Annotated in this window: 20 protein-coding genes; 16 read left to right on the forward strand and 4 right to left on the reverse strand. The window is 62.4% G+C overall.

What is annotated here, in order from left to right:
* The first annotated feature begins 42 nt into the window (after positions 1-42).
* Positions 43-1,458: a UDP-N-acetylmuramoyl-L-alanine--D-glutamate ligase gene (gene murD / locus ACN0WV_RS12295; RefSeq protein WP_417606121.1), complete on the forward strand. Its 1,416-nt coding sequence runs from the start codon at positions 43-45 to the stop codon at positions 1,456-1,458.
* Positions 1,459-1,486: 28 nt separating this feature from the next.
* On the opposite strand, the gene ACN0WV_RS12300 is transcribed toward murD, so the two are convergent.
* On the reverse strand, positions 1,487-2,383 hold the full coding sequence (locus ACN0WV_RS12300; RefSeq protein ID WP_417606123.1) for an aminoglycoside phosphotransferase/kinase family protein: 897 nt from the start codon (positions 2,381-2,383) through the stop codon (positions 1,487-1,489).
* A gap of 98 nt (positions 2,384-2,481) precedes the next feature.
* Positions 2,482-3,675, reverse strand: a complete 1,194-nt coding sequence (locus ACN0WV_RS12305) for a BaiN/RdsA family NAD(P)/FAD-dependent oxidoreductase (RefSeq protein ID WP_417606125.1) — start codon at positions 3,673-3,675, stop codon at positions 2,482-2,484.
* A 249-nt stretch (positions 3,676-3,924) separates the two neighbouring features.
* On the opposite strand from ACN0WV_RS12305, the gene ftsW reads away from it, so the two are divergent.
* From ftsW to recN, 14 genes are all read left to right on the forward strand, one after another.
* A complete protein-coding gene (gene ftsW, locus ACN0WV_RS12310) occupies positions 3,925-5,091 on the forward strand; it encodes a putative lipid II flippase FtsW (RefSeq protein ID WP_417606127.1) in 1,167 nt (388 codons plus the stop codon).
* A 76-nt stretch (positions 5,092-5,167) separates the two neighbouring features.
* Positions 5,168-6,265, forward strand: coding sequence for a UDP-N-acetylglucosamine--N-acetylmuramyl-(pentapeptide) pyrophosphoryl-undecaprenol N-acetylglucosamine transferase (locus ACN0WV_RS12315; RefSeq protein ID WP_417606129.1), 1,098 nt, complete (start codon positions 5,168-5,170; stop codon positions 6,263-6,265).
* Positions 6,262-7,662 carry a UDP-N-acetylmuramate--L-alanine ligase gene (murC, locus tag ACN0WV_RS12320; RefSeq protein WP_417606131.1) on the forward strand — a complete coding sequence of 467 codons (1,401 nt, stop codon included), beginning with the start codon at positions 6,262-6,264 and terminating at the stop codon, positions 7,660-7,662. Before ACN0WV_RS12315 ends, murC begins: the two co-directional genes overlap by 4 nt.
* Positions 7,659-7,805, forward strand: a complete 147-nt coding sequence (locus ACN0WV_RS12325; RefSeq protein WP_417606133.1) for a hypothetical protein — start codon at positions 7,659-7,661, stop codon at positions 7,803-7,805. Before murC ends, ACN0WV_RS12325 begins: the two co-directional genes overlap by 4 nt.
* Complete coding sequence (locus ACN0WV_RS12330; RefSeq protein WP_084353323.1) at positions 7,802-8,059, forward strand: DUF2484 family protein; 258 nt, start codon at positions 7,802-7,804, stop codon at positions 8,057-8,059. Before ACN0WV_RS12325 ends, ACN0WV_RS12330 begins: the two co-directional genes overlap by 4 nt.
* A gap of 16 nt (positions 8,060-8,075) precedes the next feature.
* The gene (locus tag ACN0WV_RS12335; protein ID WP_417606135.1) at positions 8,076-8,363 is read left to right on the forward strand and encodes a hypothetical protein; all 288 of its coding nucleotides are present in this window, start codon (positions 8,076-8,078) and stop codon (positions 8,361-8,363) included.
* 48 nt (positions 8,364-8,411) lie between these two features.
* A complete protein-coding gene (gene murB / locus ACN0WV_RS12340) occupies positions 8,412-9,341 on the forward strand; it encodes a UDP-N-acetylmuramate dehydrogenase (RefSeq protein ID WP_417606136.1) in 930 nt (309 codons plus the stop codon).
* Between the two features lie 91 nt (positions 9,342-9,432).
* On the forward strand, positions 9,433-10,347 hold the full coding sequence (locus ACN0WV_RS12345) for a D-alanine--D-alanine ligase (RefSeq protein ID WP_417606138.1): 915 nt from the start codon (positions 9,433-9,435) through the stop codon (positions 10,345-10,347).
* Between the two features lie 38 nt (positions 10,348-10,385).
* A complete protein-coding gene (locus ACN0WV_RS12350; protein ID WP_084353379.1) occupies positions 10,386-11,201 on the forward strand; it encodes a cell division protein FtsQ/DivIB in 816 nt (271 codons plus the stop codon).
* Positions 11,202-11,204: 3 nt separating this feature from the next.
* Complete coding sequence (gene ftsA, locus ACN0WV_RS12355; protein WP_417606140.1) at positions 11,205-12,539, forward strand: cell division protein FtsA; 1,335 nt, start codon at positions 11,205-11,207, stop codon at positions 12,537-12,539.
* Positions 12,540-12,963: 424 nt separating this feature from the next.
* Positions 12,964-14,634, forward strand: coding sequence for a cell division protein FtsZ (gene ftsZ, locus ACN0WV_RS12360; RefSeq protein ID WP_417606141.1), 1,671 nt, complete (start codon positions 12,964-12,966; stop codon positions 14,632-14,634).
* A 230-nt stretch (positions 14,635-14,864) separates the two neighbouring features.
* A complete protein-coding gene (gene lpxC, locus ACN0WV_RS12365; RefSeq protein ID WP_084353380.1) occupies positions 14,865-15,785 on the forward strand; it encodes a UDP-3-O-acyl-N-acetylglucosamine deacetylase in 921 nt (306 codons plus the stop codon).
* Between the two features lie 130 nt (positions 15,786-15,915).
* Entirely contained in the window at positions 15,916-16,770 is an 855-nt protein-coding gene (locus ACN0WV_RS12370; RefSeq protein WP_084353329.1) for an outer membrane protein assembly factor BamD, read from the forward strand.
* Between the two features lie 137 nt (positions 16,771-16,907).
* Entirely contained in the window at positions 16,908-18,557 is a 1,650-nt protein-coding gene (recN, locus tag ACN0WV_RS12375) for a DNA repair protein RecN (protein WP_417606143.1), read from the forward strand.
* 136 nt (positions 18,558-18,693) lie between these two features.
* Here the strand turns inward: recN and ACN0WV_RS12380 are convergent, their stop codons facing one another.
* Entirely contained in the window at positions 18,694-20,061 is a 1,368-nt protein-coding gene (locus ACN0WV_RS12380; protein WP_417606145.1) for an FAD-binding oxidoreductase, read from the reverse strand.
* Between the two features lie 121 nt (positions 20,062-20,182).
* On the opposite strand from ACN0WV_RS12380, the gene ACN0WV_RS12385 reads away from it, so the two are divergent.
* Positions 20,183-21,820 (forward strand): chloride channel protein, encoded by a 1,638-nt coding sequence (locus ACN0WV_RS12385; protein WP_417606224.1) that lies wholly within the window; start codon positions 20,183-20,185, stop codon positions 21,818-21,820.
* On the opposite strand, the gene ACN0WV_RS12390 is transcribed toward ACN0WV_RS12385, so the two are convergent.
* Positions 21,817-22,338, reverse strand: coding sequence for a glutathione peroxidase (locus ACN0WV_RS12390; RefSeq protein ID WP_417606146.1), 522 nt, complete (start codon positions 22,336-22,338; stop codon positions 21,817-21,819). The genes ACN0WV_RS12385 and ACN0WV_RS12390 overlap by 4 nt on opposite strands.
* Between the last annotated feature and the right edge of the window lie 6 nt (positions 22,339-22,344).

Genomic DNA, 22,344 nt, shown 5'->3' on the forward strand with positions numbered 1-22,344 from the left:
ATCGGGCTATGGAAAGGGCTATCGTAGAAAAAGGATAGGCAGATGATTCCGGTGAATGGTTTCGAGGGGCAGGAGATTGCCATTCTGGGTCTTGGCAGATCCGGTCTTGCGGCGGCGCGCGCCCTGCGCGCGGGCGGGGCGGAGCCGGTGTGCTGGGACGACAATCCCGCGGCCCGCAGCATCGCCGAAGCCGAAGGGTTCGTCTGCCGCGATCTGGGCCATGTCGACGGGTTTCGCGGCATTTCCCGGCTGATCGTCTCGCCCGGCATTCCGCATCTTTATCCGGCCCCCAACCCGGTGGTTGTCGCCGCCTGGGACGCGGGGGTGCCTGTCGACAATGATATCGGGTTGTTTTTCCGCTCGCTCGCCGTCGAGGATTGGGACGATCACGGTGCCACGCCACGGGTGATCGCGGTCACCGGGTCGAATGGCAAGTCCACCACCTCTGCTCTGATCCATCATGTGTTGCGCCATGCCGGTCGCGATGTGCAGCTTGCGGGCAATATCGGGCGCGGGGTGCTGGATATTGATCCGCCGGGCGATGGCGGGATCGTGGTGCTGGAGCTGTCGTCGTATCAGACCGAACTGGCGCGGGCGCTGACGCCGGATGTGGCGGTTTTCACCAATCTTTCGCCCGATCATCTGGATCGGCATGGCGGGTTGGGGGGCTATTTTGCCGCCAAGCGCCGGCTGTTTGCCGAAGGTGGTCCGGAGCGCGCGGTGATCGGCGTGGACGAGGCCGAGGGCCGGTTTCTTGCCAATCAGCTTTCCGAGGCGGCGGTGGATGCGCGGGTGATCCGCGTCTCATCAGGCCAGAAGCTGACCGGGCCGGGCTGGCATGTCTTTGCGCGCAAGGGGTTTCTGGCGGAATGGCGCAAGGGGCGGCAGATTGCCTCGATCGACCTGCGGGGCGTGCAGGGCCTGCCGGGCGCGCATAACCATCAGAATGCCTGCGCGGCCTATGCCGTGGTGCGCACATTCGGAATTGCGCCGCGTGTGATCGAGGCGGCGTTCCACGCGTTCGAGGGCTTGCCGCATCGCAGCCAGACCGTCGCCGAGGCAGGTGGCGTCCGCTATGTCAATGACAGCAAGGCCACCAATGTCGACAGCGCGGCCAAGGCGCTTGCGGCTTTTGGAAAGGTGCGCTGGATCTGCGGCGGTTTGCAGAAGGAAGGCGGGCTGGAGGCGTTGGCGGCAGCCTCCGGATCGGTGGTCAAGGCCTATGTGATCGGACGTGAGGCGGCGGCGTTTGCAATGCAGCTTGGCGGCATGGAGACTGAAGTTTGCGGCGACATGGCGACTGCCGTTGCCCGCGCATCGGCTGATGCGGAGGACGGCGATGTTGTGCTTCTGGCACCCGCGGCGGCGAGCTTTGACCAATATGACAATTTTGAGCAGCGCGGTGAGGATTTTGCAGCACAGGTGCACCGGGTGCTGGAACAGGCGGGGGGCGCCTGACACGGCTGCGCGGTCAGGAAGTCTTGCGTCAGAGCGCCCGCGCGGCGCAGGCAAGCGCCTGGTCTTCGCGCACCGCATCGCCGCGGCGCAGTTTGGCGAACCGGGCATGTCGGGCTGCTGCCGCCAGGAACGCGGCGCGTCGGATCGTGCCAACGGGGCGGCCGAGACGTTCAGCGGCGCAGGCGGTGGTTTGCTCGAACCGGTCCAGATCGCTGTCATCGGTCAGGTTCTTGGGTAGCAGGCGATAATATTCAGCGCCTTGCAGGGCCCAGCCAACGCCGCCCAGGTCAATCGCGACCGGGCTGCCGTCCTTGCGATGCCGGATGTTCGAACTGTGCAGGTCGTTGTGAACCACCGCACGGGGTTGGGCAATGATGTCATTCAGGGCGTCGCGCACGGAACCTTCATCCCGGCCCGTACTGTGGGCCAGGTCTTTGACAAATTTGCGGCTGGTCAGACTGTCGAGCCAATCCAGACGCGATGTTGGCGCGGCATCGGCCAGCACCCGTGTGGCCATGGCAGAGAAGTCGCAGGCCAGCGCGGCGTAAGCCTCCGGGCTGATCGGTCGCGGATCTTCACCGATGAATTCCTGAAAGATGTGCAGCATGGGGCCGCGCATGGCGCATAGCAGGATACGCGGATGGCAGGGCGCGTCCTGATGCGGCATCAAGGCCTTGGCAATACGAAACTCACGGGTGTTGGTGGTGACCTTTTGGAAGACGGAAACCTCGGCACTGTCAATTCGGTACAATCCCATATTTCCCCGGCCTTCCGCTGGCAGGCGGCACACCGTGAATGGCTCGGACACGCTTGACCCGGCATTTAGCAAGGCGCGCTGACGAATCCGTGGCATTCGTTCAAAGCGGAAACCGTTGCGAGCGGAATAGCCGAGGGCGTCGAAAGCATCGGTGAGGGTGGTCGGCATGAATGCGCCTTTTTGAGGGCCGGGACCCGCATCTTCCGCCGCAGCGTGGGGTCTGTGCAAGAGGTTTTGGAACTCGATCCCAAGCAGCGGCGCCGATTTCACGTTGTGCGTGATGTCTGTGCAATCGCCTGTCCTGCGGCCCAGCCAGACGACCAGGCCCATTGAAAATTGTATCCGCCCAGCCAGCCGGTGACGTCAACAGCCTCGCCGATGACATACAGGCCGGGGACATCGCGCGCCTCCATCGTGCGCGAGGACAGGGCGGCGGTGTCGATCCCGCCCAGCGTCACCTCGGCGGTGCGGTAGCCTTCGGTGCCCGAGGGAAGCAGCTGCCACGCGTGCAGGGTGTCGCAGATCTCGGCCAGCCGCGCGTCATTCTGATCGGCCAGATTGCCCGTCAGCGCGAGCGGCCCGGCAAGGTGCTGCACCAGCTTCGCGGGCAGGACGGCGGAAAGCTCGGTCGTCAGGTTGCGTCCGCCATGAACCTGCCTGCGGGCCCGCAGATGATCGAAGAGTGACAGGCCGGGGCTTAGATCAATCGCCAGAGGCTGACCCTCTCGCCAGTAGGAAGAGGCCTGCAACATCGCCGGGCCGGATAGGCCGCGATGGGTGAACAGCATCGCCTCGTCAAAGGTCGTGCCGCCGGTGGTGGCGCGGACAGGCAAGGCGGTGCCGGACAGATCTGCGAAACGCTTTTCAGGGAAGGTGAAGGGGACAAGAGCCGCGCGTGTCTCCGTAACGGGCAGGCCGAACTGGCGGGCAATATCATAGGCAAAGCCCGTGGCACCCATCGCCGGGATCGACTTGCCGCCCGTCGCCAGCACGACATTGCGGGCGCTGACGCGGCGTTTCTTGCCACGCGCGGTGATGAGGGTTGCGGTGAAGCCATCCGGGCCACGCTCGATCGCGTCGACACTGGTTTCGACGTACAGGTCTGCACCCGCTGCGTCGATTTCGCGGGTCAGCATGGCGACGATCTGTTTGGCACTGTCGTCGCAAAACAACTGGCCAAGCGTCTTTTCGTGCCATGCGATGCCGTGTTTTTCGACCAGCGCGATGAAATCCCACTGGGTGTAGCGGCTGAGCGCGGACTTGCAGAAATGCGGATTGCCGGACAGGAAATTGGCCGGGCCAGCATGCAGATTGGTGAAGTTGCAGCGCCCACCACCAGAGATGCGGATCTTCTCGCCGGGCTTTTTCGCGTGATCGACCAGCAGGGTGCGGCCCCCCGCATGGGCTGCACACATCATACCGGCCGCGCCTGCGCCTATGATCAGGGTATCAACTTCCATCCGGGGGGATTAGACACAGCGGCCGTGTCCCGCAAGGGCGCAAGTGCCAACGCCGCTTGGCAAATCCGGTCAAAGGCCGCGGTGGGACTGGCCGTTCCTCTTTTCCATCCCGGCGCGTCGGGCGGTGAATTTTGTGCCACCCGGCAGGTGGATCGGGCCGTCTTTGGACTGGCCCGGACATAAAAAATTGGTTACACTTGTAGGCAGACCCCGAAAAGGGGCGCTTTGAGGCAGTATTGGCGGTGTTCCATGACGGAGATGGTTTATGGCTCGGTTCCCGTTCGCGACGGGGAGCCGATTTTACCAAAATGGTGGCGAACGGTCGACAGGTGGTCGATGTCGTGCATTCTTATGCTTTTTGGCGTGGGGATTTTGCTGGGGCTGGCAGCATCGCCGCCTCTGGCCGCCAAAAACGGGTTTGACCCTTTCCACTATGTGCAGCGGCAGGCCTTTTTTGGCGGGCTTGCGCTGACCGCGATGTTCCTGACCTCGATGATGTCGCCTGTACTTGTGCGACGGTTGGCGGTGCTGGGCTTTCTTGTTGCCTTCGTGGCGCTGGCCTTTCTGCCGTTCTTCGGCACGGATTTCGGCAAGGGTGCCGTGCGTTGGTATTCGCTGGGCTTTGCCAGCTTGCAGCCGTCGGAGTTTCTCAAGCCCGGTTTTGTCGTGGTCGCGGCCTGGATGATGGCCGCCGCGCAAGAGATCAACGGCCCGCCGGGGCGGTTGTGGTCCTTTGCGCTGGCCGTGGCGATTGTGCTGATGCTGGCGATGCAGCCGGATTTCGGGCAGGCCTGTCTGGTGCTTTTCGGCTGGGGTGTGATGTATTTCGTCGCCGGTGCGCCAATGCTGTTGCTGGTCGGCATGGCCGGGCTTGTCGTGCTGGGCGGATCGTTTGCCTATAACAACTCTGAACACTTCGCCCGCCGCATTGACGGGTTTCTCAACCCCGATGTCGATCCGACGACGCAGCTGGGCTATGCCACCAACGCGATCCGCGAGGGTGGTTTCTTTGGCGTCGGCGTCGGCGAGGGGCAGGTGAAATGGTCGTTGCCCGATGCCCATACGGATTTCATCATCGCCGTCGCGGCCGAGGAATACGGTCTGGTTCTGGTCCTGTGCATCATCGCGCTTTACGCGACCGTCGTTGTGCGTTCGATGGTGCGTCTGATGCGGGAACGTGATCCGTTCATCCGTCTGGCCGGGACCGGGCTGGCCTGCATGTTCGGCGTGCAGGCGATGATCAATATGGGCGTGGCCGTGCGGCTGCTGCCTGCCAAGGGCATGACGCTGCCCTTTGTCAGCTATGGCGGATCATCCCTGATTGCGGGCGGCATCGCTGTCGGCATGTTACTGGCCTTTACGCGTAGCCGACCGCAGGGCGAGATCGGCGATATTCTGCGGGGGCGGCTGAGATGACCGTGTCAACGCGTAGAGGAATCGCAGCAAATGCCTTTGGGCCTGCCGCTTCGGTCTTGTCGGGCGGAGCGAGCGCATGAGACAGCCGCTTCTTGTGATGGCCGCGGGGGGAACCGGCGGGCATATGTTTCCTGCTCAGGCGTTGGCCGAGGCGATGTTGCGGCGCGGCTGGCGGGTGAAACTCTCCACCGATGCGCGCGGTGCACGCTATACCGGCGGCTTCCCGCATACGGTTGAGATCGACCAGATCTCCAGCGCCACTTTCGCGCGCGGCGGGCTGATCGCCAAGGCAGGCGTGCCGTTTCGCATTGCGGGCGGCGTCACCTCTGCCGTGGCGGGGATGATCCGGGACAAGCCCGATGTTGTCGTGGGCTTTGGCGGCTACCCGTCGATTCCGGCACTGGCTGCGGCAACGCTGCTGCGGCGTCCGCGCATGATCCACGAACAGAACGGCGTGTTGGGACGGGTCAATCAGATCTTTGCCAGCCGTGTCGATGTCGTGGCTTGCGGCACCTGGCCCACCGAATTGCCCGAGGGTATCGAAGGGCATCACGTCGGCAATCCGGTGCGCCGCTCTGTGATAGAGCGTGCGGGGGCTGGCTATATCGTGCCGGGCGATTATCCGATGTCTGTCCTCGTGATCGGGGGCAGTCAGGGCGCGCGCATCCTGTCGGATGTGGTGCCGCCGGCAATCGCGCAATTGCCGATGGAGGTGCTGCGCAGTCTGCGGGTCAGCCATCAGGCCCGCGAAGAGGATATCGAGCGCGTCGCCACCTATTATGCCGAAAATGGCATTGATGCCGATGTGCAGCCCTTCTTCAATGATATTCCGCGCCGCATGACCGAGGCGCAGCTTGTCATCAGCCGCGCGGGCGCGTCCTCTCTGGCTGATCTTTCGGTAATCGGGCGTCCGTCCATCCTGATCCCCTATGCCGCGGCGGCGGGCGATCACCAAACCGCAAATGCGCGGGGGCTGGTCGATGCCGGGGGGGCAATCATGCTGCCGGAATCGCGCATGACGGTCGAGGACTTGGCCGCACAGATAGAGTTGGTCCTGACAGAGCCTGACGGGGCATTGCAGATGGTGCGTGCCGCCCTTGGGTTCGGGATGCCCGACGCGACAGAGCGTCTTGTTACGATGGTTGAAGAGTTGGCAGAAAAGGGCAGGACATGAACGCGAGCGCAACAAAGCTACCCGGAGATGTCGGGGCGATTCATTTCGTCGGGATCGGCGGGATCGGCATGTCGGGCATTGCCGAGGTGTTGTTGAACCTGGGCTACACCGTGCAGGGGTCTGACCTGAAAGCCTCGAAAATCACCGACCGGCTGAAAGACCTGGGCGCGGTGATTTTTGAAGGCCAGCGTGCCGAAAATCTTGACGGGGCAGAGGTTGTGGTGATCTCGTCCGCGATCAAGCCTGGCAATCCTGAACTGGACGAGGCGCGCCGCACTGGCCTGCCCGTCGTGCGCCGGGCCGAGATGCTGGCCGAGCTGATGCGCCTGAAATCCAACATTGCGGTGGCCGGAACGCATGGCAAGACGACGACCACGACACTGGTTGCGGAATTGCTTGTTGCGGGCGGGATCGACCCCACGGTGGTGAATGGCGGGATCATTCACGCCTATGGATCGAATGCCCGGATGGGGCAGGGCGAATGGATGGTGGTGGAGGCCGATGAAAGCGACGGCACCTTCAACCGTCTGCCCGCTACCATTGCCATTGTCACCAATATCGACCCGGAGCATATGGAACACTGGGGCGATTTCGACACGCTGCGTCAGGGCTTTCTGGATTTCGTGTCGAATATTCCGTTCTACGGGCTGGCGGTGTGCAATACCGATCACCCCGAGGTTCAGGCCTTGGTCGGTAAGATCACCGACCGCCGCGTGCTGACTTACGGGTTCAACGCGCAGGCCGATATTCGCGCCGTCAATCTGACCTACAAGACCGGCGTGGCGCATTTCGACATCGCGTTGCAGGCCGAGGGCAAGATGATCGAGGGCTGCACCTTGCCGATGCCGGGCGATCACAACGTCTCGAACGCGCTGGCGGCGGTGGCGGTTTCGCGCCATCTGGGCATGAAACGCGACGAGATCCGCGAAGCACTGGCGGCCTTCGGGGGCGTCAATCGCCGCTTTACCCGCGTGGGCGAGGTGGACGGCGTGGCGATCATCGACGATTACGGCCATCATCCGGTTGAGATTGCCGCAGTGTTGAAGGCCGCGCGTCAGGCCTGTGAGGGCCGCGTGATCGCGGTCCACCAGCCGCATCGCTATTCACGCCTGCATTCGCTGTTCGATGATTTCTGCGCCTGTTTCAACGAGGCTGATGTGGTCGCAATCGCAGAAGTTTATGCCGCCGGCGAAGATCCGATCGCAGGCGCAGGGCGTGACGATCTGGTGGCCGGGCTGATCCGCCACGGCCACCGGCACGCCCGCGCCTTGCAAAGCGAAGACGATCTGGAACGCCTTGTGCGGGAACAGACCCAGCCGGGCGACATGGTCGTCTGTCTTGGGGCGGGCACAATCAGCACCTGGGCCAATAATTTGCCGGGCCGGTTGTCGACGTGACGCGCGCCAAGATGGCCGCCCGCCGGGATGGGCTGCTGACATTTGCACTGGCCCGACGGGCCGGTTTTCTGACGATGCTGCGCAATCCGCCTTGCCATATCCGGCAGCGGCCTCGTGGCGAAGCACTGGAGTGCGCGCGATGACGACATCGCTTTTGCTGGCTTGTATCTGGGCGATCGCCGCCGCTGTCACCGCAATGCTGTGGCCGGAAGAAGAACAGCCGAACAGTGCTTATCTGTTGATCGTCACCGGGGTGCCGCTTTTGGGTTTTGCCACCTGGCAGAACGGCCCGTGGGTCGGGCTGTTGGTGCTGGCGGCGGGAATGAGCGTTCTGCGCTGGCGCGTCGTCTTTGCCGACACTCTGCTGCGGCGTCTGTTTGGCAGTGTGGTGGACTGACGAAGGATCGTGGCGCATGATCGCGGGCATGATCTATCTCATCCCGGCTTTCAGTCTGATGACGACGCTGATTGTGGCGCATGTCGTGGTGCGCGGGCGGCGGGGCTGGATCGCGGCTGCCATGGCCGGGATGGCGCTGACCGGGATGCTCTGGGGCATCTGGCAGGGACGGCAGCAGGTCGGCTGGGACGGCATCGGCTATACGATCTTTGCGGTGCTGATGATGGCACCTGCCGTGATTGGAACCGCCATGGGCGCGCTGATTGCGTGGTGGCGGTTTCGCCGGAGGGCCACGGCGGATTGAGGGTTCCGGCGCTTGCTCTTGATGCGCCGAGTTTGTAGCAGGACAGGCATGACAAAGAGATTTCCCACCCCCAAAGGCCGCCTGACGGCTGGCCGCTCGCTTGCTGAACTGACATGGCTGCGCGTCGGCGGGCCTGCCGACTGGCTGTTCCAGCCTGCGGATGTCGAGGATCTTTGCGGTTTTCTGCGTGAACTGGATCCCGCCGTGGCCGTTTTTCCGATGGGGGTCGGCAGCAACCTGATCGTGCGCGACGGCGGCCTGAGCGCCGTGGTAATCCGGATGGGGCGCGGGTTCAACGCGATCACCGTCGAGGGCAACCGCGTGACGGCGGGCGCTGCCGCACTGGATGCGCATGTCGCCAGACGCGCGGCAGAGGCGGGCGTGGACCTGACCTTTCTGCGCACCATTCCCGGTGCTGTCGGCGGGGCCGTGCGGATGAATGCAGGCTGCTACGGGTCATATGTGGCGGATCATTTTGTCGAGGTGCAGGCGGTGACGCGGGCAGGCGAGGTTGTCACCCTTGATGCCGATGATCTGAATTTCCGCTACCGTCAGACCGATCTGCCCGAGGGCTGCGTGATTACACAGGCGACGTTCGAAGGTGTCTCGGGCGACCCCGAAGAACTGGCCGCGCGGATGGACGCGCAGTTGAAAAAGCGCGACGAGACACAGCCCACCAAGGACCGCACCGCAGGCAGCACGTTTCGCAACCCCGCTGGCTTTTCCAGCACCGGGCGGTCCGATGACGCCCATGACCTGAAAGCGTGGAAAGTGATTGATGACGCGGGAATGCGCGGCGCCATGCGGGGCGGTGCACAAATGAGCCCGATGCATTCCAATTTTCTGGTCAATACCGGCGGAGCTACTGCCGCCGATCTGGAAGGTTTGGGCGAGGAAGTGCGAAAAAAGGTTTTCCAACACAGTGGAATAGAGCTAGTGTGGGAAATCATGCGTGTGGGCAAACCCGCACCGGAATAAACGCCGAAAAAACGGCGGTGAAAACGCAGCCACAGGCAGGTTGCGACAATAACACGGGCCAAAGGTCCGGTATATCGAGGCAGTTTTGGGTATGTCGAGCAGGACAAGCCCGAAAGTGGTGGTACTGATGGGTGGCCCCTCCGCAGAGCGCGAGGTGTCTCTTAGTTCAGGGCGTGAATGCGCCACCGCTTTGAGGGATCAGGGATTTCAGGTCGTCGAGGTCGATGCAGGCCCGAATTTGGCGCAGCAACTGGCTGACGCCGCGCCCGATGTGGTGTTCAACGCCTTGCATGGCCGGTGGGGCGAGGACGGCTGCGTGCAGGGCATGCTTGAATGGATGCGGCTTCCCTATACACATTCCGGCGTTCTGGCCTCTGCCATGGCGATGGACAAGGAGCGGACCAAGCAGGTCTACCGCGATGTCGGCCTGCCGGTTGTCGAAAGCGTCCTTGCGACGAAGCCAGAGGTCATGGCCCACCATATTCTGCCGCCGCCCTATGTGGTGAAGCCCTATAATGAAGGGTCGTCGGTCGGCGTCTACCTTGTGCATGACGCCGCCAACAGCCCACCGCATCTGTCGGACGAAATGCCCGAAGTGGTGATGGTGGAAACCTACGCGCCGGGACGCGAGTTGACGACAACCGTGATGGGCGACAGGGCGCTGACCGTCACCGACATTCTGACCGACGGCTGGTATGACTACGACGCCAAGTACAAGGAAGGCGGATCGCGCCACGTTGTCCCCGCCGACATCCCCAAAGACATTTTCGATGCCTGCATGGATTATGCGTTGCGCGCCCATGACGCCCTTGGCTGCCGTGGTGTCAGCCGCACGGATTTCCGCTGGGACGAGGCGCGCGGGCTGGAGGGCTTGATCCTGCTGGAGACCAACACCCAGCCCGGCATGACGCCTACATCGCTTTCGCCGGAACAGGGGGGTGTTCTGGGTATCAGCTTTGGCGAGATGTGCCGCTGGATGGTGGAGGACGCGTCTTGCAACCGGTGAACCGCCCCGATCCGGCGCCTTCACGGCTACGCTACCGGATGCAACGGCTGATGTTGACGCCGCTGTTTCGTGTCGTTCTGCGGGTGGGCTTGCCGATGGCCGCGGTGCTGGGGGCGGGTGGCATCTATCTCGCCGATCAGGAAAGGCGCGAGGCGATCATCACCACCATTCAGGACTATCGTCGGTCCTTTGAGGAACGCCCGGAATTCATGGTCAAACTACTGGCGATCGACGGGGCCTCAAATTCGGTGTCCGAGGATATTCGCGATATTCTGCCGCTCGATTTCCCGGTCAGCTCTTTTGATCTGGATCTGGATGCAATGCGCGCGACGGTCACGGGGCTGGACGCGGTTCAAAGCGCCAGCCTGCGCGTCCGTCAGGGCGGCGTGTTGCAGGTGGATGTGACAGAACGCGTGCCGGTCATGGTGTGGCGCACACAGGACGGGTTGGAACTGCTGGATGCCGACGGCGTGTTGGTCGGCCCGCTTCTGGCGCGCGACAAACGCCCCGACCTGCCGCTGATTGCCGGGGCGGGGGCGGACAGAAACGTGGCCGAAGCACTGGAACTTGTCGCCGCCGCCGGGCCGCTGACGACGCGGTTGCGCGGATTGGTGCGCGTCGGCGAGCGTCGTTGGGACGTGGTGCTGAACCGCAATCAACGAATCCTGTTGCCGGAAACCGATGCCGTTCAGGCGCTGGAGCGGGTGATTGCGATGCATCAGGCCGTGGACATGCTGTCGCGTGATCTGGTGACGGTGGACCTGCGGCTCTCGAACCGCCCGACGGTGCGGATGACCAGCGTCGCGGTCGAGGAATTGTGGCGAATGAAATCATTAGAGTTTGGAGAAGAATGAACCATGATCGAGCTCTATGAAACCCAGCGCGCGATGCGCAACATGCGCAAGGCGGCGATGCAGCGAGGCGTCATTGCCATTCTGGACGTGGGATCGTCCAAGATCGCCTGTCTGGTGCTGCGTTTTGACGGCAATGAGCATGCCAAGGAAATCGACGGCATAGGCTCCTTGGCGGGGCAGTCCGGGTTCCGGGTGATCGGTGCTGCGACGACCCGGTCGCGCGGTGTGAAATTCGGCGAGATCAGCGCCATGGCCGAGACCGAGCGCGCGATCCGCACCGCCATTCAGGCGGCGCAGAAAATGGCGAATATCCGGGTCGATCATGTGATTGCCTGCTTTTCTGGCGCGGGCCCGCGCAGCTACGGACTGGAAGGCAAGGTCGAACTGGAAGGCCAGACCGTCAGCGAACAGGATGTCGGCCGGGTGCTGTCGGCCTGCGATGTGCCTGATTTCGGCGAGGGCCGCGAAGTGCTGCATGCCCAGCCGGTGAATTTTGCGCTGGACCATCGTTCGGGCCTGCAAGACCCGCGCGGACAGATGGGCCAGGTACTGGCCACCGACATGCATATGCTGACGGTGGACGCGCTGGCCGTGCAAAACCTCGCCTATTGCGTCAAGCGCTGCGATCTGGAACTCGCCGGCGTGGCAAGCTCTGCCTATGTGTCGGGCATCTCGGCACTGGTCGAGGACGAGCAGGAGCTTGGCTCTGCCTGTATCGACTTTGGCGGCGGCGCGACCGGTGTGTCCATCTTTATGAAAAAGCACATGATCGCGGCGGATGCGGTGCGGATCGGCGGCGATCACGTCACGGGCGACATCTCGATGGGGCTTCAGATTCCGATGGCCACTGCCGAACGGATCAAGACCTTTTACGGCGGCGTTGTCGCGACGGGCATGGATGATCGCGAAAAGATCGACATTGGCGGCGATACCGGCGACTGGGAACATGATCGCCGCACCGTCAGCCGGGCCGAACTGATCGGCATCATGCGCCCGCGGGTCGAGGAAATCCTCGAAGAGGTGCGCGCGCGTCTGGATGCGGCGGGCTTCGATCATTTGCCCAGCCAGCAGATCGTGCTGACCGGCGGCGCAAGCCAGATCCCCGGTCTGGACGGGTTGGCCAGCAAGATCCTCGGCCATCAGGTGCGGTTGGGCCGGCCCATGCGGGTGCATGGTTTGCCGCAGGCCGCAACCGGCCCGGGCTTTGCCAGCGCTGTCGGCTTGTGCCTGTTTGCGGCGCATCCGCAGGACGAATGGTGGGACTTTGCGATCCCGGTCGAAAGATACCCGGCGCGGTCACTCAAGCGCGCGGTGAAATGGTTCCGCGACAACTGGTAGGCACGCGAATTCCGCAAAACTCTTCCGACCTCCACGATTGGACATCACCCGCGCCATTATATTGGCGCGGGGCGTCATATTTTTGTGCAATTGCGGGTGACGGCACCGAATTTCTTTGTTAGTTTCAACGTGAACCGCACGACAAGATGTGGTCAGGGGATGTCGGGCAGACTCCCAATAGAAGCAGCCTTTTTGATTCGCCACGCGCTTCGTGATGCTTGGCGTTCCTCTAGTGGTGCTTTTTTTGTCGTACACTGCATATGGGTGTGTCGGCAAAATGTCGCGTATGTCGTGGGGAATGGGGCCATATTCCGTGGTTTTCGGCTGCTTTTTGCGTGACGAAAGGCGCTTGGGTCGATAAAGTTGGCTGGAATAGGCGGAAAAAGGGTCCGATAACGGGCCAAAACAGCAGGCGGATGTATTGATGACATTGAACCTAACGGTGCCAGGACACGAAGAACTGAAACCCCGGATCACGGTGTTCGGCGTTGGTGGCGCGGGCGGCAACGCCGTCAACAACATGATCCAGAAACAGTTGGACGGCGTTGACTTTGTCGTTGCCAATACGGACGCGCAGGCGCTTCAGCAATCCATGTCGGAAAGCAAGGTGCAGCTGGGTGTGAAAGTGACCGAGGGGCTGGGCGCGGGGGCGCGTGCTTCTGTGGGCGCGGCAGCAGCCGAAGAGAGCATCGAGCAGATCGTCGATTATCTGGCGGGCGCGCATATGTGCTTTATCACCGCCGGTATGGGCGGCGGCACCGGCACCGGTGCGGCCCCGATCATCGCGCAAGCCGCGCGTGAACTTGGCGTCCTGACCGTTGGTGTCGTGACCAAGCCCTTCCAGTTCGAGGGCGGCAAGCGGATGAAGCAGGCCGAAGACGGCGTCGAGGCGCTGCAAAAGGTCGTTGATACGCTGATCATCATTCCCAACCAGAACCTGTTCCGGCTGGCGAATGAGAAAACCACCTTTACCGAAGCGTTCAGCATGGCGGATGACGTGCTGTATCAGGGCGTGAAGGGCGTGACCGATCTGATGGTGCGTCCGGGCCTTATCAACCTCGACTTTGCCGATGTTCGCGCCGTGATGGACGAGATGGGCAAGGCGATGATGGGAACAGGCGAGGCCGAGGGCGAGGATCGCGCCATTCAGGCCGCCGAGAAAGCCATCGCGAACCCGCTGCTCGACGAAATCAGCCTGCGCGGTGCGAAAGGTGTTCTGATCAACATCACCGGTGGGCATGATCTGACCCTGTTCGAACTGGACGAGGCAGCCAACCGCATCCGCGAAGAAGTTGACCAAGAGGCCAATATCATCGTCGGCAGCACGCTGGATGACGGCATGGAAGGCAAGATGCGCGTCAGCGTCGTCGCCACCGGCATCGATGCGACGGATGTGAACCTGGAAATGCCTGTGCCACGCCGTTCGCTGGCACAGCCGCTGCGCACTCCGATCTCGGTCGAAGAAGACTTCGCGCATCACGAGCCGGAACAGCAGCCCATCGCAGCCCAGATCGAGGACGTGGCAGAGCCTCAAACTGCTGTCGTAGCGGAAGAGCCTTCGCTGTTCGAGACGCTCGATGACGGATATGCCGATGCGGGAGAAGCGCAAGAGGAGGTCTTCGAAGAGACGCAGCCGCAATATGCGCCGCGTCGCGAAGTGCGTGCCGGTGACGAGCTGCCAGCCCCCGCCTATCAGCCGCCAGCAGAGCCCGTGGCCCATATCCACCGCAAGCAGGACACCCGCACTCCGGCTGCCGGAAGCTTCGTGGCACCCCGCGCCCCGGCTGCCGGAGCAGCGTCACCCGAGGCGCTGGCCCGGTTGCAGCAGGCTGCAGCCCGCGCCCGTCCGCAAGCCGCGCCGCAAGGCTATGACGCCGATCCGGAGCCCGCAGACGCAGAGCGCCCCCGGTTCGGGATCAATTCGCTGATCAATCGGATGACCGGTCAGGGGCAGGCGCATGGCCACGACGCTCCTGCACCTCGTCGTCAACCGCCGGTTCACGGCCATCAACCCGAGCGGATGGCAGAGCCAGAGGCTGACCCCGATCAGGAGCGGATCGAAATTCCGGCCTTTCTGAGGCGTCAGGCGAACTGAAAACAGTCATAAACAGAGATGAAAAGCCCTCCGAAAAGGAGGGCTTTTTTATTTCAGAAACAGTAGTTTGCAGCGCGTTTTTCTAGTTTTGGCGGGTTCTCGCCCATCATGTTGCGGGCATGTTTCAAAGCGTAGCAATGTTTGATTTGAGCGCGCCGCCCCCAGAGACTATTTCCAATCACAAGACGCGCTGGTTTGAATTCAGGCGCGCAGATGTTTGGGGGTTTGTCGTGCAGACGACGTTGAGATCGGCAGTTAGTTTCGAAGGTGTGGGTCTGCATTCGGGCAAGCCCGCGTGCCTCACGTTGCGCCCTGCAAGCGCAGAGCATGGCATCTGGTTCAAACGGACCGATATCAGCTTGGGCGATACGTTGATCCCGGCGCGTTGGGATGTGGTCGAGCAATCCCCCCTTTGCACCCGCATCATCAACAAGGCGGGTGTGTCCGTATCGACCATCGAACACGTCATGGCAGCCCTTGCCGGTTGTGGCATTCACAACGCACTGGTCGAGATTGACGGCCCCGAGGTTCCGATTCTTGATGGCAGCTCGCAACCTTTCGTGTCGGGCATCCTTGCCCGCGGCGTGCGTGAACAATACGCGCCGATCCGCGCGCTTGAGATTTTGAAGCCCGTTGAAGTGCGCACGCCGAACGGCTGGGCGCGGCTTGATCCGGCGGATCGTCTTGTGATTGATTTTCATATTGATTTTGCGGATGAGGCGATCGGTGAACAGGAAATGGCGCTGGACATGGCAAACGGGGCGTTTGTCCGCGAGCTGTGCGACAGCCGGACGTTTTGTCGCAAAGCCGACGTGGACATGATGCATGCCAATGGTCTGGCGCTTGGCGGGACGCTGGAAAACGCCGTTGTCGTTGACGGTGCCGACGTGCTGAGCCCCGGCGGGTTCCGACACGCAGATGAAGCTGTGCGCCATAAAATGCTCGACGCGCTTGGCGATCTGGCCCTTGCCGGTGCGCCGATCCTCGGGCGTTATACAGGCTTTCGTGCCGGTCACGCGATGACGAACACATTGCTGCACGCGCTGTTCGCAACGCCGGGCGCATTCCGGATGACAGTTTGTGATCCGGAAACTGCCGCACGGCTGCCCGGATCGGGCGTTGAACGCCACGAAATTCCCGCCGTCGCCTGACACAACGCGTGTCCTTGGTCACATCCTGCGCATGAATCGTTGCAAAGGCGTTTTGCACCGGAACTTTCTATGCTAGGAGCGGGGCAGGAAAGTGGGTGAAACCCACAAGGTCGAACGAGGAAGAGCAAGCATGGCAGGCGTCGGATCGCGTACGGGGGTGGTCACAGCATTGCTCGTGTCGGCTTTTCTAGCCGGCTGCGGCATCTTGCAGAAGGCACCGGGCCGTTCTGGTGGCGCGCCGCTGGAGAGCTATACGGCGGAGCAGATTTATGAACGTGGCGAATTCGAGCTGAATCGTGAAAAGCCGGAAGATGCTGCGTTTTACTTCTCCGAGATAGAGCGGCTTTATCCCTATTCGGACTGGGCCAAGCGGGCCTTGATCATGCAAGCCTTTGCCTATCACAAAGACAAGGACTACGAAAACAGCCGGGGTGCCGCGCAGCGCTATATCGATTTTTATCCGACCGATGACGATGCGGCCTATGCGCAATATCTTCTGGCGCTAAGCTATTACGATCAGATCGAGGAAGTCGGCCGTGATCAGGGGCTGACATTCCAGGCGCTGCAAAGTCTGCGGACCGTGATTGAACGCTATCCTGACAGCGAATATGCCCGCAGCTCGATTCTGAAGTTCGATCTGGCGTTTGATCATCTCGCCGGCAAGGAAATGGAGATTGGCCGTTACTATCTACGGCGCGAGCATTTCCCCGCAGCGATCAATCGTTTCCGGGTGGTCGTCGAGGATTTCCAGACCACGACGCATACGGCGGAAGCCCTGCACCGGCTGGTCGAGGCGTATTTGTCGCTGGGTCTGACGGATGAGGCGCAGACCGCCGGGGCGATCCTTGGTTACAACTATCAATCCACCGATTGGTATCAGGACAGTTTCAAGCTGTTGACCGGTCAGGGGCTTGAGTTGAAGGCCGCAGGCGACAACTGGTTGGCGCAGATCTATCGCCAGATGGTCAAAGGCCAGTGGTTGTAAACCATGGATGCCGAGACGACGCGCGCCTTCGGCGACGCCCCGCCCGCCATCCCGCTTTCGGGGTGGCGACTTACGGATTATTGCTGATGACGTTGAGCGCTGTCGGGGCTGAGACGCCGTCATGGTGGGATTAGGCCATGCTTCGGGCGCTTGAAATTCGTGACATGTTGATCATCGACCGGCTGGAGCTTGAATTTCAGCCGGGCCTCAACGTGCTGACCGGGGAAACCGGGGCGGGCAAATCCATTCTGCTGGACTCGCTGGGTTTCGTGCTGGGATGGCGGGGCCGCGCCGAACTGGTGCGTGCGGGCGCAGAGCAAGGAGAGGTTGTCGCAGTCTTCGATCTCGTGGCAGGGCATGCGGCGTATGCGGTGCTGGAAGAGGCCGGCTTGCCCGGTTCTGACGAGTTGATCCTGCGACGCATAAATACACCTGACGGGCGCAAGACGGCTTGGGTGAATGACAGGCGCGTTTCTGGCGATGTCTTGCGGGCCCTGTCGGAAACCTTGGTGGAACTGCATGGTCAGCATGACGACAAGGGATTGCTGAACCCCCGCGTCCACCGGGCGCTACTGGATGACTTCGGCGGCCACGGCGGTCTGGTCAGCACAGTCAGAGAGGCCTGGCGTGCGGTCTCTGCGGCGGCCAAGGCTGTTGTGCAGGCAGAGGCAGACCTGTCCGAAATGCGCGCGGAGGAGGATTTTCTGCGTCATGCCGTGGATGAGTTGGGAAAGCTGGATCCGCAGCCCGGCGAAGAGGCGGCTCTGGATGCCCGCCGTCGTCTGATGCAAGGTGCCGAACGGACCCGCGCGGACGTTTCGCGGGCGCTGTCGGCGCTTGGTCCCGAAGGGGCCGAAGGGTCGATGGGAAATGCGATGCGCTGGATCGACGGCGTGATTGACCGGGCGGATGGGCGGCTTGACGGGTCTGTTGCGGCGCTGGAGCGTGCCATGGTCGAGCTTGGCGAAGCGGCGCAGGGCGTGGAAGATGCGTTGCGCGCGCTCAGTTTCGATCCGCGAGAGCTGGAAGACACCGAAGAGCGGCTCTTTGCCATACGCGGGGCGGCGCGGAAGCATCAGGTCAGTCCGGACAGTTTGGCGGATCTCGCCCGCGATCTGATGGACCGGTTGGCAGCGCTGGATGCGGGGGATGCGGGACTTGCCGATCTCAGAACTGTCGCGGCGGATGCTGAGGCCGCGTATGATACGGCAGCCCGCGCCCTGACAGACGCCCGGCGCAAGAACGCTGCCGCCCTTGATGCGGCCGTTTCTGCCGAATTGGCACCGCTGAAGATGGACCGCGCGGTCTTTAACACGCAGATCGACGACGGTTCCGCTGGACCTGAGGGGCGCGATGCGGTGGCTTTCACAGTCGCCACAAACCCTGGCGCGCCGTCCGGGCCGCTGAACAAGATCGCCTCCGGGGGGGAGCTGAGCAGGTTCCTGCTCGCCCTCAAGGTCTGTCTTAGCCAGCACCAGTCCGGCATCACGATGATTTTCGACGAGATCGACAGAGGCGTCGGGGGCGCAACGGCAGATGCCGTCGGGCGCAGGCTGGCGGCGCTTGCCGAAGACGGGCAGGTGCTTGTCGTCACGCACTCGCCGCAGGTGGCGGCGCTTGGGGCGCATCACTGGCGGGTGGAAAAACGGGTGGCCGACGGGATGACAACGTCGACTGTCACACCGCTTACCCCACCAGACAGAATTGATGAACTGGCCCGGATGCTGGCCGGCGACACCATCACTGATGAGGCACGGGCAGCCGCGCGGGTTTTGCTGAAGGTCTGAGGTCTTGCGCAACCGGCACCACATGCGCGCGGGGGTGAATTGGCCGAGAGGCCAAGAGGGGGCGGTACGCCCCTTGCAAGAAAACCGACCTGTGCGCCGAAAGGCGCTCAATGAGGTCAAGCTCGGTCCCTGTTCACTATGGGACGAGTTTCCCAGGATTCAGAAGGTCCAAGGGGTCCAGTGCCTGTTTCAACTGGCCCATGACCGCCCAGCCATCGCCATGCTCTTTTGCCATATAGTCACGCTTGCCCAGACCCACGCCATGCTCGCCTGTGGCCGTACCGCCAAGCGCCAGAGACCGTTCGACCATCCTGTGTGACACTGCTTTTGCCGCCGCCATTTCCGAAGGTTCTGCGGGATCCACCAGCAGGATGGCGTGAAAGTTGCCGTCGCCCACATGTCCGAGAATGGGCCCTGCAAGCCCTGACCGTGCGATATCTGCGCGGGTTTCCTCGACAGCTTGCGCGAGGCGAGAGATCGGCACGCAAATATCTGTCACCAGCGACCGCGCTCCGGGCCTCAGTGCCAGAATCGCATAGAATGCGTTGTGTCGCATCGCCCAAAGCGTTTTTCGATCTTCGGTCCGGTCGGACCACTCAAAGCCGCTAGAGCCGTGATCGGTGACAATATCTCCAAAACGCTGCGCATCCTCGGCGACACTGTCGGGACTGCCGTGGAGTTCGAACAAGAGGTGCGGCTTTTCGGGAAAGGTCATGCCCGCATAGGCGTTGACGGCGGCGGCGCTGGCTTCGTCCAGAAACTCCATCCGGGCCAATGGCAGGCCCATCTGGATGGTCTCGATCACGGCGTTCACGGCCCCGTGAAAATCCTCGAAGGCGCAGACCCCGGCCGAGATCGCCTCTGGCTGGCCGTGCAGCCGCAAGGTCAATTCCGTGATGATACCCAGCGTGCCCTCGGAGCCGACAAACAACGCCGTCAGGTCATAGCCCGCACTGGATTTGCGCGCCCGCGTCCCGGTACGGATCACACGGCCATCGGCCAGAACCACCTCCAGCGCCAGCACATTGTCCCGCATCGTCCCATATCGCACCGCTGTTGTGCCGCTGGCGCGCGTTGCTGCCATCCCGCCAAGTGTGGCATTGGCACCGGGGTCAATCGGGAAAAACAGACCTGTCGCGCGCAACTCTGCGTTCAGGGCCTCGCGCGTCACACCCGGCTGTATCCGCACATCCATATCCGCCGCCTGAATGTCGAGCACGCGATTCATGCGCCCCATATCCAATGTCACGCCGCCTTTGACGGCCGAGGTGTGCCCCTCCAGCGAGGTGCCAGCGCCCCAGGCGATCACCGGGCAGCCATGCCTGGCACAGATTTGCATGATACGGCTGACCTCTGCCGTGGTTTCGGGATAGGCGACCGCATCGGGAGGCATTCGCGGAAAATGGGTCTCTGATTCGCCATGCAGAGATAGATCGGACTTGGACCGGCTGAGCCGTTGGCCTAGGAAGGCTTCAAGCGCGTCAAGCGCTGCGTGGATGTTCATGCGGGACACTCCGTAGGGGCGGGGCGCATCCTATCCCGACCCGGCCAGTGGGGAAAGGCGAAGCGAGGCAAAGACTTTGAGCGGACGGTATGTAACGGCGCTGCAAGCACAACTGGCGGATATGGCCCGGATGTTCGGCCGCGGCTGGCAATTGCTGCGCAATCGCGGACCCAGCCAGATTCAGTTCTGGTTCATCGCGCTGGTGATCGGCATCGCGGCGGGCTTTGCGGCACTGCTGTTCCGTAGCGGCATCGACATCCTGCAAACGGCTTTTTACGGCACGTCAGACGTGAACAGCCTGCACAGTTTTGCCGGGACATTGCCTTGGTATGTGGTGCTTCTGGTGCCAGTTGGGGGTGGGTTGGCCGTGGGCCTCTTGCTGCATTGGTTCACGTCCGACAAGCGCGTTCACGCGGTGGCGGATGTGATCGAAGGGGCCGCGCTGAATGACGGACGGGTGCAGAAAAGGGCGGGACTGGTCTCGGCATTGGCGTCGTTGATCACGCTGTCAACCGGCGGCTCGTCCGGCCGGGAAGGGCCGGTGGTCCATATCGCGGCGACGATTTCCAGCTGGATCAGTAACCTGATCAGGGCCGACGGGATCACCGGACGCGATCTGATGGGCTGCGCCGTGGCGGCGGCGGTTTCGGCCAGTTTCAACGCGCCCATTGCCGGTGCGCTGTTCGCGCTGGAGGTTGTCCTGCGCCACTTTTCCCTGCACGCTTTTGCGCCGATTGTCGTGGCCAGCGCTGCGGGGACGGTGATCAACCGGCTGGCCTTTGGCGACGTCACAGAATTCACCCTGCCCGGAACCACGACACTGGAATTCTACCTTGAACTGCCTGCGTTCCTTGTTCTGGGTCTGGTCTGCGGACTGGTCGCCGTGGTGATGATGCGGGCGATCTTTTATGCTGAAGGCGTTGAAAACCGGCTGGAAAACCGCATCGGCCTGCCGGTCTGGGTGCGGCCAACGCTCGCAGGGCTGATCCTTGGCGTGATGGCGATCAAGTTCCCGCATATCATCGGTGTCGGCTATGAAACGACCAGCATGGCGCTGACCGGCCAGTTGTTGACGCATGAGGCGATTGTCTTTGCCGTTCTCAAGGTCATCGCGGTGGCGGTGACCTTGGCAGGTCGCATGGGTGGGGGGATCTTCTCGCCCTCGTTGATGGTGGGGGCGCTGACGGGGCTGGCGTTCGGCGGGATCGCCACGGGACTTTTCCCTGACAGCTCTGGTGCCGACACGCTTTACGCGCTGGCGGGCATGGGCGCGGTCGCGGCGGCGGTGCTGGGTGCGCCAATCTCGACCACGCTGATCGTGTTCGAACTGACAGGCGACTGGCAGACGGGACTGGCTGTGATGGTCTCGGTCTCCCTGTCAACAGCGCTTGCGTCACGTCTCGTCAACCGGTCGTTTTTCCTGACCCAGTTGGAACAGCGCAACGTGCGGCTTGCCGCCGGCCCGCAGACCTATCTTCTGGCGATGTTCCGCGTCACGGGGGTCATGCGCCGGGTCACGGACGAAAACACCGCGGATGAGGAAACCTGCCAGGAGATGATCGCGCAAGGCCTGTACGTTCAGGAAAGTGCGACGCTGGAGACGGCCCTGCCGGTATTTGATAAATCCGGCGTCGCCTTCCTGCCGGTGGTGAAGCTGGAGGGTGAGGCGGCGGTTCTGCAAGGCGCGCTTTACCATGTCGATGCGCTCAAGGCCTATAACCGGGCTCTGGCGGCGACTGCAGCCGAAGAACACCGTTAACGCAGCGCAGCTTTCACGGCGTTGATGATGGACGCGGATTGCGGTGTCGTCAGTGCGCCCCATGTGCCCAGAACGTCGCCCTCGGGTCCGATCAGGATCTTGTTGAAATTCCACGACGGGACAAAGCCTGTCCGGGCCTCGACCCAACCGTAGAACGGATGCGCATCCTGCCCGCGCACATGGTTTATGGTGGTCATTGGCATGTCGAGATTGAAATTGAACTCGCAGAACTCCTTGACCTCTTCTTCCGAGGCCAGCTCTTGTTTGAAATCGTTGGAGGGCACGGCCAGTACGATCAATCCCTGATCCCGGTAGGCGTCATAAAGCGCCTGCAACCCGTCGAATTGCGGCGTGAACCCGCAGCGAGACGCGGTATTCACCACCAGCACCGGCTGACCTTTCCACTGATCCAGCGACAGTGTGCCGCCGTCGATGGATTTGAACGTGAATCCCTGTGCAGCGATGCCGGGCAGTGCGGTGAAAGCGGCCAACAAAAGGGCAATGACAAAACGAAACATGCGACA

The organism is Primorskyibacter flagellatus, assembly GCF_048268605.1.
Classification (GTDB): Bacteria; Pseudomonadota; Alphaproteobacteria; order Rhodobacterales; family Rhodobacteraceae; genus Primorskyibacter; species Primorskyibacter flagellatus.